Source organism: Sphingomonas hengshuiensis, assembly GCF_000935025.1.
Taxonomy (GTDB): Bacteria; Pseudomonadota; Alphaproteobacteria; order Sphingomonadales; family Sphingomonadaceae; genus Sphingomonas; species Sphingomonas hengshuiensis.
The window spans coordinates 2474593-2488940 of the sequence record NZ_CP010836.1; the positions used below are offsets into that span (position 1 = coordinate 2474593).

Below are 14348 nucleotides of genomic sequence, written 5' to 3' on the forward strand. Positions count from 1 at the left end.
TGAGAGCTATTGTGCCCCAGATTCGCTCCACGCTCGCCGCCCTGGCTCTCGCCGGCATCTCGCTGGATGCGGTGGCCGCACCTGCGCAGACCATCCCCGCCGCCGAACAGGGCGCCGATGTCGTCATCAACATGCGCGGGGTCGAGATCGCCGATGTCGCCGACCAGATTTCGCGCATCACCGGGCGCACGCTGATCCTCGATCCGGCAGTGAAGGGCATCGTCACCGTCACGTCGGCCACACCGCTGACTCCGGCGGGGGTGTGGGAGCTGTTCCAGTCGGTCCTGCGCGCCAATGGCTTTTCCGCGGTGCGGTCGGGGCGGGCGTGGCGCGTGGTCCCCGCCGCCAATGCGGTGCGCGACGGCGGCGCGCCCAGCCGCGGGGTGGCCGGGCAGGAACTGGTGACGCGGATGATCCGGCTGTCGAACGTGCCCTCGGCGGATGTCGCGCGCGTGGTCCGCCCGCTGGTCGCGACGTTCGGCAGCGTCGAGCCGCTGACCGCGCCCAATGCGATCGTCGTCACCGATTACGCCGACAATGTCCGCCGCGTCGAGGCCATCGCCCGCCAGCTCGACGGCGGCAGCGGCGCGACCTTCACGACCATCGTCCTGCGCAACGGCAACGCCGCCGACGTCGCCCAGTCGATCCAGACCGTGCTCGGCGATGGCGGCGCGCGCGTCGCCGCCGATTCCCGCAGCAACACCGTGATCGTCCGCGGCACCCCCGCCGCGGTCCAGGAAGCACGCAAGATCGCAGTGTCGCTCGACAATCCCGGCGGCGCCACGCCGATCACGCGGATGTTCCGGCTCAACTATGCCGATGCGGAGACCGTCACCGACGTTCTGCGCGGTATCCTCGGCCAGGGCGAGAGTGCCGACAATGCCGTGGCCCGCAGCCTTTCGAGCACCAGCTCGAGCAACCCCTTCGCCCGCCTCGCCAGCAATTCGTCGGCATCGACCGGCGCTACGGGGTCCAGCACCGCGATCACGAGCGCCACCGGCGGCGGCACTGCGCCGAGTGCTGCGCAGATGACATCGGCCAGCGGCACCAAGGCGCAGGGTTTCAGCACCCCCGAACTGACCGTGCAGCCTGCCCCCGAACTCAACGCGGTCGTCGTTCGCGGCACGCCGCAGGCGATCGCGTCGATCGAGCCGCTGATCACCGATCTCGACGTGCGCCGGCCCCAGGTCATCATCGAAGCCGCCATCGCCGAAATCGTCGGCGACGATGCCGAGGCGCTGGCGGTCCAGCTCGGCACCAGCGCCGCCGCGCTCAGCTCGGTCGAGGGGGCCGGCACCTCGTTCAGCTCTGCTGGGACGTCGCTCGGGACGATCCTTTCTGCGCTGGGCGTATCCGCGGGGTCGCTGCTGACCGGTGGCCTGACCGGCAATGTCGCGATCGGGGACAATTTCTCGATCCTGGTCCAGGCGCTCGGCACCTCGACACGCTCGAACCTGCTCTCCACGCCGCAGATCACCGTGCTGGACAACGACGTCGGCGAACTGGTCGTGGGGCAGAATGTGCCGTTCGTCACCGGATCGATCCTGACCGATTCCAGCTCGGCCAATCCCTATACGACGATCGAGCGCAAGGATGTCGGCATCACGCTCCGTATCCTGCCGCGCGTCAATGCCGGCGACACGATCCGGCTCCAGGTAAACCAGGAAGCATCCTCGATCGCTACGACGACGGTGTCCGGCGCGTCGGATATCGTGACCAATCGCCGCGCGATCAACACCACGGTGCTCGCCGACAATGGCGCGACGATCGTCCTGGGCGGACTGATCAGCGACGATTACCAGGATGTGCGGCAACAGGTGCCGATTCTCGGCGACATTCCGATCGTCGGGGAATTGTTCAAGGGCCGCAAGGAAACGCGCCAGAAGCGCACGCTGTTCGTGTTCCTGAAGCCGACGATCCTGCGCACGCCGGAGGATGCCGCCGCCGCCGCCAAGGACAAATATGCCCGCATCCGCGCCGACGAAATCCAGAACACCAAGCGCAGCAGCCTGTTGCTGGCGCCGCCGACGCCGCGGCTGAAGGTGGAGATCGACGGGATCTACTGACCCGGATCGCCCGCGGGCAGCGGCACGCGAACGCGTTCGGCGCCGCGCGTGAAGAATGCGGCGTCGATCGCGAGGCTCGCCAATTGCCAGCCGTCGACGGCCTCGCCGATCCGCAACGTCCGCGTCCCGCCTTCGGGCGTGCGAACCAGCGCCACGGCATCGGCGCCCAGCCGACCGACCACCCCGACCAGCTGCGGCGCGTCTGCGGGAATCTCCGCCTCCTGCGCGTCCTGGGGGGCACCGAACAAACTTCGCTCATAGGCGGCGGCCAGCGGCGGCACCGCGGACGCGCCAAGCGGCGGGGGAGCCTGCGCAGCCTTCCCCGCAGTCCCGCCATCACCACCGGACAGCAGCGCCGCGGGCATCGCCAGCGCAACCGTTGCGGCGAGCCCCAGCGCTATCGCATCGCGGCGCGCAATCACTGCCATGCCGACACCGCCTCGCCGGTCAGCCGCACGCCGCCCGCAATCGGCTCGACGCGCCAGCGGCGCAGCCGGACGAGCGGGCGACCGCGCTCGAGCGCGTCGGCGAAGGCCAGCACCGCCTTTTCCGCGCCGGAGACGCGCAGCCGCAGCGCGGCGATGCGCGCGGGCGCAGCGACCGGCGCACTCTCTTCGATCAGCACGCCCCCCGCCTTGGCCAGCGTCTGGACGCGCGCCGCCATCGTCGCGCGCCCCGCCGAGGCGTCGCGCGCGCCCAGCCCGAGCCCCGTGGCCAGCAACGGCGCAATCGCTTCCGGGTTCGCGGCCTCGGCGGCCAGCCGATCGCGCTCGGCCCGCGCACGCGCCAGCGTGCCCAGCGCACCGCCGGTTGCCGGCGCGAGCACGAGCATCGCTGCAAGCCCCGCCAGCGTCCCGATCGCCAATGCCTTCATTCGCCGACGCTCCGGAACGATGCGATCATCGCGCCATCGCCCCGGCGCTGGCTGACGTCGCGCAGCCCCGCCAGTGCCGGTTCGCGGCGGAGCGCAGCGCGCAGCCGATCGGGGTCGGGCGCCGACGCGTCGATTTCGAGGGCGCCCTGTGCGGTCCGCTCGACCCGAACCAGTTGCGCGTCTGCGGGCATCCCGCGTGCAAGCACCTCGATCGTGGTGCCCAGCGTCGGACGGTCGAGCACGGGGGCAAGCGCTGCGCGGGCCTCGGCGCGCGCCTGCACTTCCGCCGCATGCGGCGCCGCGGATGCGCGCAAGCGTGTCGCCTCCGCCAGCGCATCTGCGCGCAACCACGCCGCGCCACCGATCGTGAGCGCAGGCCCCAACGCCAGCAACGCCGCCACCGCCACGCCAAGCCGCCAGTCGCCCATGGGCGCCGCGGCGATCCGCGCACGCCCGGCATGCGTCGCGCGCTGCACCAGGCTGGGCTGCGGCTGCGGCGGGATCGGGTCGTCGGGCTGGCCGGTCGTCATGCGATCCGCGCCTTACCCCGGCGGCGGAGCAACGCAAAGCGTCACATTAGCGACCCCCAACCGTCATCGCCACGCCTCCGACCTGGCATCACCGCGTAAGACGCCCTCGCCAAGGCGAAGTGCAACCGGGTCGCAAGTGACTCGGACTCTTGGGGGAATCCATGACCGACCAACTGCAGATCGGCTTCGGCTATACCGACGGCGACGTCGACACCAACCACAGCGAGACGGTGACGCTCAACGAGCTCGCCGAGCGCCGCCTGTCGCGTCGCCAGACGCTGCGCGGCGGATCGGCGATCGTCGCCGCGACGCTGGGCGGCTCCGCGCTCGCCGCCTGCGACAGCAAGGTCGAGAATGATCCGTCGCCGACCGTCAGCGCCGGCACCGCCGCGACGACTTCGTCGGGCCGCGTCGTCACGCTCACCGGCACCGCGACCGACAACGGCACCGTCGGTGCAGTGTCGTGGACGCAGACCGGCGGCACCGCCGTCACGCTCAACGGCGCGACCGGCAACACCGTCACCTTCATGGCGCCCAGCGTCTCGGCTGCGACCACGCTGACCTTCCAGTTCTCTGCCTCGGACGGCAAGAGCGTCTCCAGCGCGACGACCACCGTCACCGTCAACCCCGCCACGCTGGGCTTCACGGCAGTCGCGAAGAACAAGCTCGACGTCGTCACCGTCCCCGCCGGCTACACCGTGCAGGTCATCAATCGCCTGGGCGATCCGATTGCATCGGGCGTCGCTGCGTACAAGAACGACGGCACCGACACCAATTTCGCCCAGCGCATCGGCGACCATGGCGACGCGCTCTACTGGTACGGCCTCAGCAGCGCCGGCGCGCGCGACGACAATAGCAGCACGCGCGGCCTGCTCGTCCAGAACCATGAGAACATCAACCAGCAATATCTCCACACCGCCGGTGCCACCAGCTCGGCCGGCGTTCGTCCCGAGAGCGAGGCGCTCAAGGAAATCGAATGCCACGGCGTCAGCGTTACCGATGCGTCGGTAAACGCGACGGGCGTGTGGAGCGTCAACCAGGCGAGCAGCTTAAACCGCCGCATCACGCCGAGCACGCCGATGGTGTTCAACGGCCCGGCAAAGGGTTCGGACCTGCTCAAGACCGTGTTCTCGCCCACCGGCGTCGCGGGTCGCGGCACGATCAACAACTGTGCAAACGGCACGACCCCCTGGGGCACCGCGCTGACCTGCGAAGAGAATTGGGCGGGCTATTTCCGCCGCAGCGGCGACACCGCGGCGCGCACCGCCAAGGAAGTCACCGCGTTGGCCCGCTATGGCGTGACGAGCAGCACCGGCAGCTATGGCTGGTCGACCGTGGTTGCTTCGGACAGCGCGAACACGCTGTTCCGCCGTTGGGATGCGCGCGCGACCGCCGGTGCCGCCGCGACCACCGATTTCCGCAACGAACCCAACCAGTTCGGTTGGGTCGTCGAGATCGATCCGTACAGCCCCACCTCCACCCCGCGCAAGCGCACCGCGCTGGGCCGCATGGGACATGAAGGCTGCTGGCCCGGCCTGTTCGTCGTCGGCAAGAAGCCGGCCTGGTACATGGGCGACGATTCGCGCCGTGAGTATCTGTACAAGTTCGTGTCGAACACCGCCTGGGTCGCCGCCGATGCGACGGCCACCGATCGTCTCGCCATCGGCGACAAGTACATGGACGCCGGCACGCTCTACGTCGCCAAGTTCGCGGCGGACGGCACCGGCACCTGGCTGCCGCTGGTGTTCGGCCAGAACGGCATCACCGCTTCGGCGGCCAACTATGCCTTTGCCGATCAGGCCGACGTCCTCGTCAACGCCCGCCTCGCCGCGGACACGGTCGGGGCGACGCCGATGGATCGTCCGGAATGGACCGCGGTCAACCCGGCGAACGGCCAGGTCTATCTGACGCTGACCAACAACAACGCGGCGGGCCGTCCGCTCGCAGGCACCGACGCGGCCAACCCGCGCCACTATAACGACCCCAACGGCACCGCCCAGACCGCGAACTATGGCAATCCCAACGGCCATATCATCCGCCTGCGCGAAACCGGCGACACCACCGAAGCGACGACGTTCACCTGGGACATCTATCTGTTCGGCGCCGGCGCCGATCTGGATGCGGCGAACATCAACATCTCGGGCCTCACCGGCGACCAGGACTTCTCGTCGCCCGACGGCCTGTGGTTCAGCCGGACGACCAACGCAGCGGGTCTCGTCAAGCCGGTGCTGTGGGTCCAGACCGACGACGGCGCCTATACCGACGTCACCAACTGCATGATGCTGGCGGCACAGCCGGGCAGCGTCGCCGATGGCGGCGCGCGCACGATCACCAACACCGGCACCGGTGGCGCGACTGCCACCCAGGCGACCCGCGTGGGCGCGGCTCCGACCGCGGCGACGCTCAAGCGCTTCCTGGTCGGCCCGGTCGAGTGCGAGATCACCGGCGTGGACACGACGCCCGATGGCCGCACGCTGTTCGTCGGCATCCAGCACCCCGGCGAAGGCGGCACCCCCGCGGCGCCCAGCAGCCACTGGCCCGACAGCCAGGCCACCGGCACCGCCGGCGCCACGGTCCGCCCGCGCTCGGCGGTGGCGGTCATCACCAAGACCGATGGCGGCGTGATCGCGCTGTAAGCCAAATTTCGGCACGACTGACGGGGAGGTCCCTTGCGGGGCCTCCCCCTTTTTATGCGCGCGCGCTATAACCGTCGCGGGTCGCGACACAGGGGGCGCCGGTGCAGGTTGCAGTACTGACGTTCGAGGGGTTCAACGAACTCGATTCGTTCATTGCGGCCGCGATTCTCAACCGGATGAAGCCCCGCGGCTGGGCGGCCTATATCACTGCCCCCACCGAATGGGTGACGTCGGGCAACGGCGTCACGGTACAACGCCAGCGCCCGCTGGAATTCGCCGCGGAGGCCGACGCGGTGCTGATCGGCAGCGGCTGGCGCACCCGCGAGGTCGCCGCCGACCCGGTCATGCTGGCGCGGATCGCGCTCGACCCTGCGCGCCAGTTGATCGGCGCGCAATGCTCGGGGACGCTGCTGCTCGCCCGGCTGGGGCTGATCGGCGGCCTGCCCGCCTGCACCGATGTGACCACGAAGCCCTGGGTGATCGAGGCGGGGGTCGAGGTTATCGACGCACCCTTTGTCGCGCACGGCAATGTCGCGACGGCAGGAGGCTGCCTTGCCTCGCAATATCTGGCCGCATGGACGATCGCGCGGGGCGCGTCGGTGCAGGATGCCGCCGCCGCGCTCGACTATGTCGCACCAGTGGGAGAGAAACGCCGCACGGTCGACCACGCAATGGGCGTGATTGCACCGTTCCTCCCCGCCGAAGCGCGCGTCGCCTGAACTCGGGCGACGTGGCGATGGCGTGCGACCGCTAGCGGTCGTCCGAGCGGCTGATGATGTTCGCGGTGCCATCCGGCGTGATGCTGATCATATGGCTCTTGCCGCCATCGCAGTCGGCGCGCCACAGCGGCTGGCCATCCTGATCGGGGAGCCGCGTCGACGCCTTTACTTCCTGGCACGGCAGCCCCGCGTCGAGGATCGCGCGGATGAACACCACGTTGCGCTGGCGGTCGGACATTCCCAGCACGGTGGCCAGAACATTGCCCGTTTCCGCATCGTTACCGATCGCGTTCGCTTCGAGGTCGTCCGAATTGCCGGGCTCCACCGTGACGTTGGGCGTCGAACCCTTTTCGTCAGCCGCGGGCTGGCACGCCGCCACCGCAAGGCCGGCGACTGCAATCAGCAAAAGGCGTTTGCGCATTCGATTCTCTCCACTCATGCCGTTCGGACACGCCGCCTCCCCGCCCGCCTGCAATGCAAGCCGCTACAGGAAGGTTCCGGCGCGCCTGCCGCGTCCTATCGTTGATAGGCCTTGGGCAGGGCGCCTTCCTTGGGCTCCCAATAGCGGTCGCGCAAGCGCGTCTGGCGGCTGACCAGCGGCTGTTCGACGCCGTCGATATACACCGCCTGCGCGGTGCTGCCGATCTCCAGCGGGTCGCCGTCCCATACGACGACATCGCCGTGACGACCGGGCCGCAGCGATCCGAACGCATCGCCCATGCCCAGGGCTTCGGCGGGGCGCGAACTGATCGTCGCGAACGCCTCGCCCCAGCTTAGCCCGGATGCGCCGGGCACGCTGGCGATCGCGACCAGATTGCCGGCATATTGCTTTTCCCAGCGCGCCTGCCGCGCCTCGTCCTGGTTGATCGTGCCCATGCCGACCAGCACCCCCGCCGCCTTCATCCGCCCGATATTCGATTGCGTCGCGGCCAGCGCCTCGAAGCTCTCGGGCAGGTCGGCGACCGGCGATGCGATCACCGCGACCCCCGCCGCCGCAATCTCCCGTGCCACCGTCCAACCCTCGGTCGCGCCCACCAGCACGAGGTGCAGCGAAGGCACGTCCTTCTTGAGCTGGAGCACGACGAGAATGTCCGACGCGCGCTCGACATGGACGAGCAACGGCATCTTGCCCTGCACCACCGGCACCAGCGCCACGGCGTCGGCGCGGGTCAGCATCGCGTCCTTGCTGTTGCTCTCGAACGCCGCCGGGCTGCGCACATAGTCGCGCACGAGCAGCAGCGCATTACGCAGCATCGCATAGGCGGCAGGGCGGCTGCCCCCGGCGGCGCGTGCGCCCGCCTCGCCATATTCCATGAACTGGAACGCGCGGGGGCGCGAAACCGCGTCCATGTCCGCGCCCAGATCGATCACCGCGCCCTGCCCGGCAAAGATCGATCCGCGGCTATTGTCGGGCGCGACCACCGCGCGGGTGACGCCCTCGACGCGGTTGATCGCGATCGGGCTGCTCTTGGGATTTACCGCAGGCGCCACGTCGAGCGCGGCGTTGAACGGCGATCCGCTCGCGGCGGTGTCGTTGGTGCCCTCGACGGCATCTACTTCGACGATCCCCATCCGGGTGAAGCCGGCGAAGATCCCCGGCGAGACCCAGCGCCCGCCGGCGTCGACGACACGAACCCCCGCAGGGACCGCGACGCCCGCGCCCGCCGCAACGACCTTGCCGTCGCGGATGACAACCGTACCGCCGTCCACCGGACCGGCGCCGTCGCCGATGACGAGCTTTGCATTGGTAATGGCGACGGTCTGTGCCGCAGCGGGGCTGGCGAACGCTGCGGCGGCGGCGGCGCCGAGAAGCAGAGACTTCATCACTTCACGTCCCCCTCGCCGGGCTGGCCCAGCTCGAAATCGGATACCGGGCGCAGCTTCGGATTGGCGGCATCGTAGAGCAGCGCGCCGTCGACCCACACCATCTGGGGCCGGGTATAGACGCTGAACGGATTGCCGTTCCACAGCACGACATCCGCCATCTTGCCGGGCTTCAGGCTGCCGGTCCTGTCGGCGATGCCCAGCGCCTTGGCCGGGTTGATCGCCAGCCATTTCCACGCCGTCGCCTCCGAAATGTCGAAGCCCGATTTGATCCCCGACGCCCGCGCCTTGGCGACTTCCTGGTTCAGCCGCTGGATGCCGTTGGCGTCGTCCGAATGGATCAACCCGCACGCGCCTTCCTTTTCCAGGATGGCGAGATTCTCGTTCACCGCGTCATAGGCTTCCATCTTGAAGCCGTACCAATCGGCCCACACCGCGGCGCAGGTGCTGTTGGCCTTGAGCAGGTCGGCAATCTTGTACGCCTCTACGGCGTGGTGGAACGCGGTGACCTTGTACCCGAACTCCTTCGCCATATCCATGACGATGGCCATTTCGTCGGCGCGGTAGCAATGGTTCTGGACGAGGATCTCGCCGTCCAGCACGCCGCGCAGCGTGTCCATCGCGATGTCGCGCGCGGGCGGTTCGCCGCCCTTTTCCTCATATTTGTCCCAACGGCGCTTATACTCGGCGGCGCGCGCCCAGGTCTGGCGGTCATAGGCGACATTGCCCATCCGCGTGGCGGGCGCCCGGCCCTTGCCGCCATAGACGCGCTTGGGATTCTCGCCGCACGCCATCTTCAGGCCATAGGGCGCGCCTGGGAACTTCATGCCCTGCACGGTGCGGGCATAGACATTCTTGAGCACCACCGATCGCCCGCCGAACAGATTGGCCGATCCGGGCAGGATCTGGAGCGTGGTGACGCCGCCATTGGTCAGCGCACGCGCAAAGCCGGGGTCCTGCGGCCATACGCTGTGCTCGGCCCATACCTCGGGCGTGGCGGGCGAGGTCGCCTCGTTGCCGTCGGACAGCGCCTCGACGCCCGGCGACGGATAATCGCCGAGGTGGCTGTGGATGTCGATCACGCCCGGGGTGACATATTTGCCCCGCCCGTCGATCACCGTCGTCCCGGCATCGGCGGTCAGCCCCTGCCCCACCGCGACGATCTTGCCCTCGCGGAACAGCACCGAACCGCCATCGATCCGCCCGCCTTCGCCATCCAGCACGGTGACGTTGGTCACCAGTGTCGGCGCGCCTGGATAGACGCGATAGGTGGAGGGATAGGGATCATGGGAATAGCCCTTGCCCTTGCCCGGGCCGGCGCCTGTCGACGCCGCGGGTGTGCCCGCGCCTGCGCTCCGTGCGCCACCGCCATTGGTGGCACAGGCCGCAAGCATGCTTGCGGCGCCCAGAATCAGAATGGATCGGATCAACCCCCAGCCCCTTTGACGATGCGGTGCGCGCCGGCCGCGCTTGACGGGGTGATCGCCGGGTTCGGCGCGCTTTGCAAGGGCGGCGCGCGCGTGAAGTCGCCGCAAATCATCGGTAGAATAATTGCGCGCCCCCGTGGATGTACGTAGCTGTTCGTAATAGAGTAGGTAGTGGTACCGAGTGTGGGGCCCTCGCGATCCTGTGCAGGGGCAGGTGATTTGCGTTTGAGTAGATTTCTCTACGGACCGAGTAATGGCGATATGCCCAAAACCACGTTGATCGCGGCGGGTTTTGTCGCGATCGCAAGCGTGTCGAGCATGTCTGCTCTGCTCGGCTGGATATTCGACGTCCCCAGCCTGCGCGAATACGGCTTCGACGGTCGCCCGATCTGGCCCTGGACCGCGATCGGCTACTCCACGCTTGCCCTCGCCTTCCTCGCCGCGATCCTGCGGCGCCAGATCCTGGCCACCATGCTCTGGTCGATCCCGCTGTCGTTGGGAATTCTCTCGGCGATCCAGACGCTGGGCGGGATCGATCTGGGGATCGACCAATGGCTGTTCGGGGATATGGTACGCGCCTATCCAGTGCCGCATCCGGGGCGACCGGGCACGAACCCCACGACGATCCTGCTGCTCCTGTCGCTGGCGGGATTCGCCGCGATGACGCGCCAGCCCCGCGATTCGGACGTGCGCGGGCTGGTCGCCACGGCCACGTTGGGACTGGCGGGGACGGTCGCGCTGTTGCTGCTGTTCTCGCTTCGCACCTATGGCGCCGCCGAACATCATCCGCCGGCCCCCTCCTCGTTCGTCACGATCTTTGCGCTGGCGAGCGCGTTTATCGTGATCAACAGCGATTTCAGCTGGGTCGGGTTGCTCTCGCTCGGGCACAAGGACCGGCGCATGCTGCGCATCATGCTGCCCGCAGTACTGCTGATGCCGGTCGTCCCGTCGCTGATCGAGGCGCTGCTGATGCGCGCGGAGTTGATGGACGAGGTCTCCCGCGAACTGGTGGTGGCGGTGCTGAACGTCCTGATCGTGGGCATGGTACTGTATTGGGCGGTAACGCGGATCGCCAAGGGGCAGTCGGCGCTGATCGAGCTGAGCGAGGCGATGGAACATGCCACCGTCGCGATGACCACCACCGATGGCCGGATCACCCATTGGTCGCGCGGCTGCGAGGCGCTCTACGGCTGGTCGAGCGAAGAAGCGCTGGGCCGAAACAAATATGCGCTGCTCAACGCCCGGTGCGAGGACGTTCAGCACGGACTCCCGAAACGGCCCATCGCCGGGCCGCTCCAGCTCGTCGAGCGGCGCCGCGACGGGCGCGAAATCTGGGTCATCGAGCACTCCCATGTCGTGAGCACCCCCGATCGCGCGCCCGCGATCGTGCTCAGCATCAATGACGTCACGCAACGCGTCGCCGCGGTCCGCGCGCTGTCGGAGAGCGAGGAACGGCTGGCGATGGCGGTCGCCGCGCACCAGCTCGGCATTTTCGAATGGGAAGTCACCAGCGGCCGGCTGGAATGGTCGCCGGGAACCGAACAGCGTCTGGGGCTCGAGCCCGGATCGATCAACAGCTTCGAGACATGGCGCGCGCAGGTCGAGCCCGAGGATGTCCAGAGCCTGCTCGAGACCGTGGCGCGCGCCGTCCAGAACCGCGCCGACAGCTTCAGCTGGCGCTATCGCTTCACCCAGTCGCGCACCGGGGTGCGCACCGTCGAGGGCTCGTCGCGCGCCTTCTACGACATCGACGGCAATCTGATCCGCACCGTCGGCATCATCCTCGACGTGACCGAGCAGCACGAACGCGAAGCGGCGCTCCGGCGGCGCGAGGCGCAGTTGCGCTCGATCCTCCAGACGGTGCCCGACGCGATGATCGTGGTCGACGAACAGGCGACGATCCTGCAATTCAGCACTGCGGCCGAGGCGGTCTGGGGCTATCGCGCGCCCGACGTGCTCGGCCAGCGCGCGACGATGCTGATCCCGGCCGAAGAGCGCGAGACGCGCCTCGTCGAGTTCAACACGTTCCTGGCACGCGGCGATTCGACGGTCGGCGACCTGATCACCGCCACCGCCGAAGCGGCGAACGGGCACCGGTTCCCGGTCGAGATGCGCACCGGCGTGGCCCGCGTCGACGGCAAGCTGCTCATCACGATCTTTGTCCGCGACCTCTCGCAACAGCTCGCCACCGAAGAGCGGCTGAGCGAACTCAGCGCCGAAATCGCGCATGTCTCGCGCCAGAGCGCGATGAGCGAGCTTGCCGCCGATCTCGCGCACGAACTCAACCAGCCGCTCAGCGCGACGTCGAACTTCCTCGCCGCGGCCCGCATCCTGCTGGAGCGCGGCGAAGCGGTCGAGCGCGTCACCGACTTGTTGCGGATGGGGTCCGAACAGACCCAGCGCGCTGGCGAGATCATCCGCCGCATGCGCGCGTTCATGGCGCGCGGCGAAGTCGAGATCCGCGCCGAATCGCTCGAACGCACCGTCCGCGACGCCGTCGAGCTGGTCATGGTCGGGACGGGCCAGCTCCAGATCCGCGTCGCCTATACGTTCGATCCCGACATCCGCCACGTCTTTGCCGATCGCATCCAGGTCCAGCAGGTGCTGGTCAACCTGATGCGCAATTCGATGGAGGCGCTGCGCCACGCCCCCCGCGCCGAACGCCTCATCACGATCGCCACCCGAAAACTCGACGACGCGCTGGCCGAGGTCGAAGTGTCGGACAACGGACCCGGAATTCCCGCAAAAGTCCTGGACCAGCTTTTCTCAAGGTTTACGACGACTAAAGGACCTTCTGGCGGAATGGGTATTGGGCTTTCGATCAGTAAGCGTATCATCGAGGCCCATGGTGGCACATTGAGTGCCGAAAACCGGCCCGAGGGTGGCGCTAGTTTCCGCTTCACCTTGCCGCTTGTTGAGGAGGACGAATGACGAGGACGATCTATATCGTGGACGACGACGACGCGGTGCGTGCGTCGCTGCATAGTCTGTTGTCGGTTCGCCCGGACCTGGTCGTGCGCGGCTATCGTTCCGGCGACGCGTTCCTGCAGGAAGTGGGCGAGCTCGATCCCGGCGTCCTGTTGCTCGACTTCCACATGCCCGGCGCGACCGGGCTCGACGTACTGGTCGCGCTGGACAATAGCGGCCGGTTCGTGCCGATCGTGCTCACCGGCCAGGGCAATGTCACGCTCGCGGTGCAGGCGATGAAGGCGGGTGCGCTCGATTTCATCGAGAAGCCCTATGAAGCAGAGGTGCTGATGCAGGTCATCGACACCGCCTTCTCGCGGCTGGAGGAGGATAGCGAGGCGGCCTCGCGGGTCGGCGCCGCCGAAGCGAAAATCGCCAGGCTGTCACCGCGCGAGACCGATGTGCTGAAGGGGCTGATCGAGGGCCGGTCGAACAAGATCATCGCCTATGAGCTCGACATCAGCCCGCGCACGGTGGAAATCTATCGCGCCAACCTGATGGAAAAGCTGGAAGTGCGCAGCCTGTCCGAAGCGTTGCGCATCGCCTTCGCCGCGGGACTGTTCCCGAAGAACTGACACCGGGCCGGAGCCTGTCTGGAAATGTGCTGCCCCCCGCGCATTTCCGGACGGGCCTCAGGCCTCGGCCTGCCATTGGCCGACCAGCGCCGCGAGTCCGGCCGCAGCGGTGGCGCGCTCCAGATAGAACAGGCGCGGATCGTCGCTGACCGGGGTGGCGTCCGGCGTCAGCACCACCACGCGTCGCCAGCGCCGATCGGCGCTGAGCGCCGATGCGCCGCCCTCGCGACTCATCGCGGCGCCGGCATCGGTGATCAGGATGGTCGGTCGCTCGGCGTTGCGGGTCAGCTGGGGATCGTCGAAATTCTTCGCGGTGACGAGGTCGGCGCCCCCCATGGACAGTCGCGCCGCGAGCGAGCTGCGCAGCGCAACTTCGCTTACGATCATCACGAGCAGCAACATATCCTGGTTCATGCTGCCCTCCACGCCGCGATCACGGAACCGCGCCGACGCCGGGCTATCCCCAGGGGCGCCTCGCGACGATTCAGGGCTTGTACCTATTCTGCGGGGCAGCGCGGACTCGGACGATACGGTCACGGACTCATTCCATAGCAAGGGCGTCCCGCGGCGATGCGTGGACAGCATGAGGGACACGATGGGCCACCGCTTGCGCCGCCGGGGGCAACGCGGCCGCGCCCTGCGATGCCTATCCGATTTATAGCAGGAAGCCCCACCGGACCGGGCCAACAGACGCTCCGGTCTTCACCCGAAGCTAAGAAGTATAATGCGT

12 protein-coding genes are annotated in these 14348 nt (G+C 68.2%); 5 read left to right on the forward strand and 7 right to left on the reverse strand.

Annotated features, from left to right (window positions below; genetic code table 11):
• Positions 1 to 11: 11 nt before the first annotated feature.
• Positions 12 to 2066, forward strand: coding sequence for a type II secretion system secretin GspD (gene gspD / locus TS85_RS10815; RefSeq protein ID WP_227698760.1), 2055 nt, complete (start codon positions 12 to 14; stop codon positions 2064 to 2066).
• Here the strand turns inward: gspD and TS85_RS10820 are convergent.
• The 3 genes from TS85_RS10820 to TS85_RS10830 are packed head-to-tail and all read right to left on the reverse strand — an operon-like array spanning position 2060 to position 3470.
• On the reverse strand, positions 2060 to 2494 hold the full coding sequence (locus tag TS85_RS10820; RefSeq protein WP_155006375.1) for a hypothetical protein: 435 nt from the start codon (positions 2492 to 2494) through the stop codon (positions 2060 to 2062). The two genes, gspD and TS85_RS10820, sit on opposite strands and share 7 nt — an antisense overlap.
• Positions 2485 to 2940 (reverse strand): hypothetical protein, encoded by a 456-nt coding sequence (locus TS85_RS10825; RefSeq protein WP_044332120.1) that lies wholly within the window; start codon positions 2938 to 2940, stop codon positions 2485 to 2487. Before TS85_RS10825 ends, TS85_RS10820 begins: the two co-directional genes overlap by 10 nt.
• Entirely contained in the window at positions 2937 to 3470 is a 534-nt protein-coding gene (locus tag TS85_RS10830; protein WP_044332121.1) for a hypothetical protein, read from the reverse strand. The genes TS85_RS10825 and TS85_RS10830 overlap by 4 nt, the downstream gene beginning before the upstream one ends.
• Before the next feature lie 161 nt (positions 3471 to 3631).
• Here TS85_RS10830 and TS85_RS10835 point away from each other — a divergent pair, with 161 nt between their 5' ends.
• Both TS85_RS10835 and TS85_RS10840 read left to right on the forward strand, forming a co-directional pair.
• Complete coding sequence (locus TS85_RS10835) at positions 3632 to 6106, forward strand: PhoX family protein (RefSeq protein WP_044332122.1); 2475 nt, start codon at positions 3632 to 3634, stop codon at positions 6104 to 6106.
• 101 nt (positions 6107 to 6207) lie between these two features.
• Positions 6208 to 6825 (forward strand): DJ-1/PfpI family protein, encoded by a 618-nt coding sequence (locus tag TS85_RS10840; protein WP_044332123.1) that lies wholly within the window; start codon positions 6208 to 6210, stop codon positions 6823 to 6825.
• A 31-nt stretch (positions 6826 to 6856) separates the two neighbouring features.
• Here the strand turns inward: TS85_RS10840 and TS85_RS10845 are convergent, their stop codons facing one another.
• The 3 genes from TS85_RS10845 to TS85_RS10855 all read right to left on the reverse strand — a co-directional run bounded on the left by TS85_RS10845 (position 6857) and on the right by TS85_RS10855 (position 10043).
• A complete protein-coding gene (locus TS85_RS10845; RefSeq protein WP_044332124.1) occupies positions 6857 to 7246 on the reverse strand; it encodes a hypothetical protein in 390 nt (129 codons plus the stop codon).
• A 95-nt stretch (positions 7247 to 7341) separates the two neighbouring features.
• Positions 7342 to 8649, reverse strand: coding sequence for an amidohydrolase family protein (locus tag TS85_RS10850; protein WP_044336161.1), 1308 nt, complete (start codon positions 8647 to 8649; stop codon positions 7342 to 7344).
• Positions 8649 to 10043, reverse strand: a complete 1395-nt coding sequence (locus TS85_RS10855) for an amidohydrolase (RefSeq protein WP_044336162.1) — start codon at positions 10041 to 10043, stop codon at positions 8649 to 8651. Before TS85_RS10855 ends, TS85_RS10850 begins: the two co-directional genes overlap by 1 nt.
• A gap of 294 nt (positions 10044 to 10337) precedes the next feature.
• On the opposite strand from TS85_RS10855, the gene TS85_RS10860 reads away from it, so the two are divergent.
• Complete coding sequence (locus TS85_RS10860; protein ID WP_044332125.1) at positions 10338 to 13007, forward strand: PAS domain-containing sensor histidine kinase; 2670 nt, start codon at positions 10338 to 10340, stop codon at positions 13005 to 13007.
• Positions 13004 to 13618 carry a response regulator transcription factor gene (locus tag TS85_RS10865; protein WP_044332126.1) on the forward strand — a complete coding sequence of 205 codons (615 nt, stop codon included), beginning with the start codon at positions 13004 to 13006 and terminating at the stop codon, positions 13616 to 13618. Before TS85_RS10860 ends, TS85_RS10865 begins: the two co-directional genes overlap by 4 nt.
• A 57-nt stretch (positions 13619 to 13675) precedes the next feature.
• Here the strand turns inward: TS85_RS10865 and TS85_RS24090 are convergent, their stop codons facing one another.
• Positions 13676 to 14032: a hypothetical protein gene (locus tag TS85_RS24090; protein WP_052507851.1), complete on the reverse strand. Its 357-nt coding sequence runs from the start codon at positions 14030 to 14032 to the stop codon at positions 13676 to 13678.
• Between the last annotated feature and the right edge of the window lie 316 nt (positions 14033 to 14348).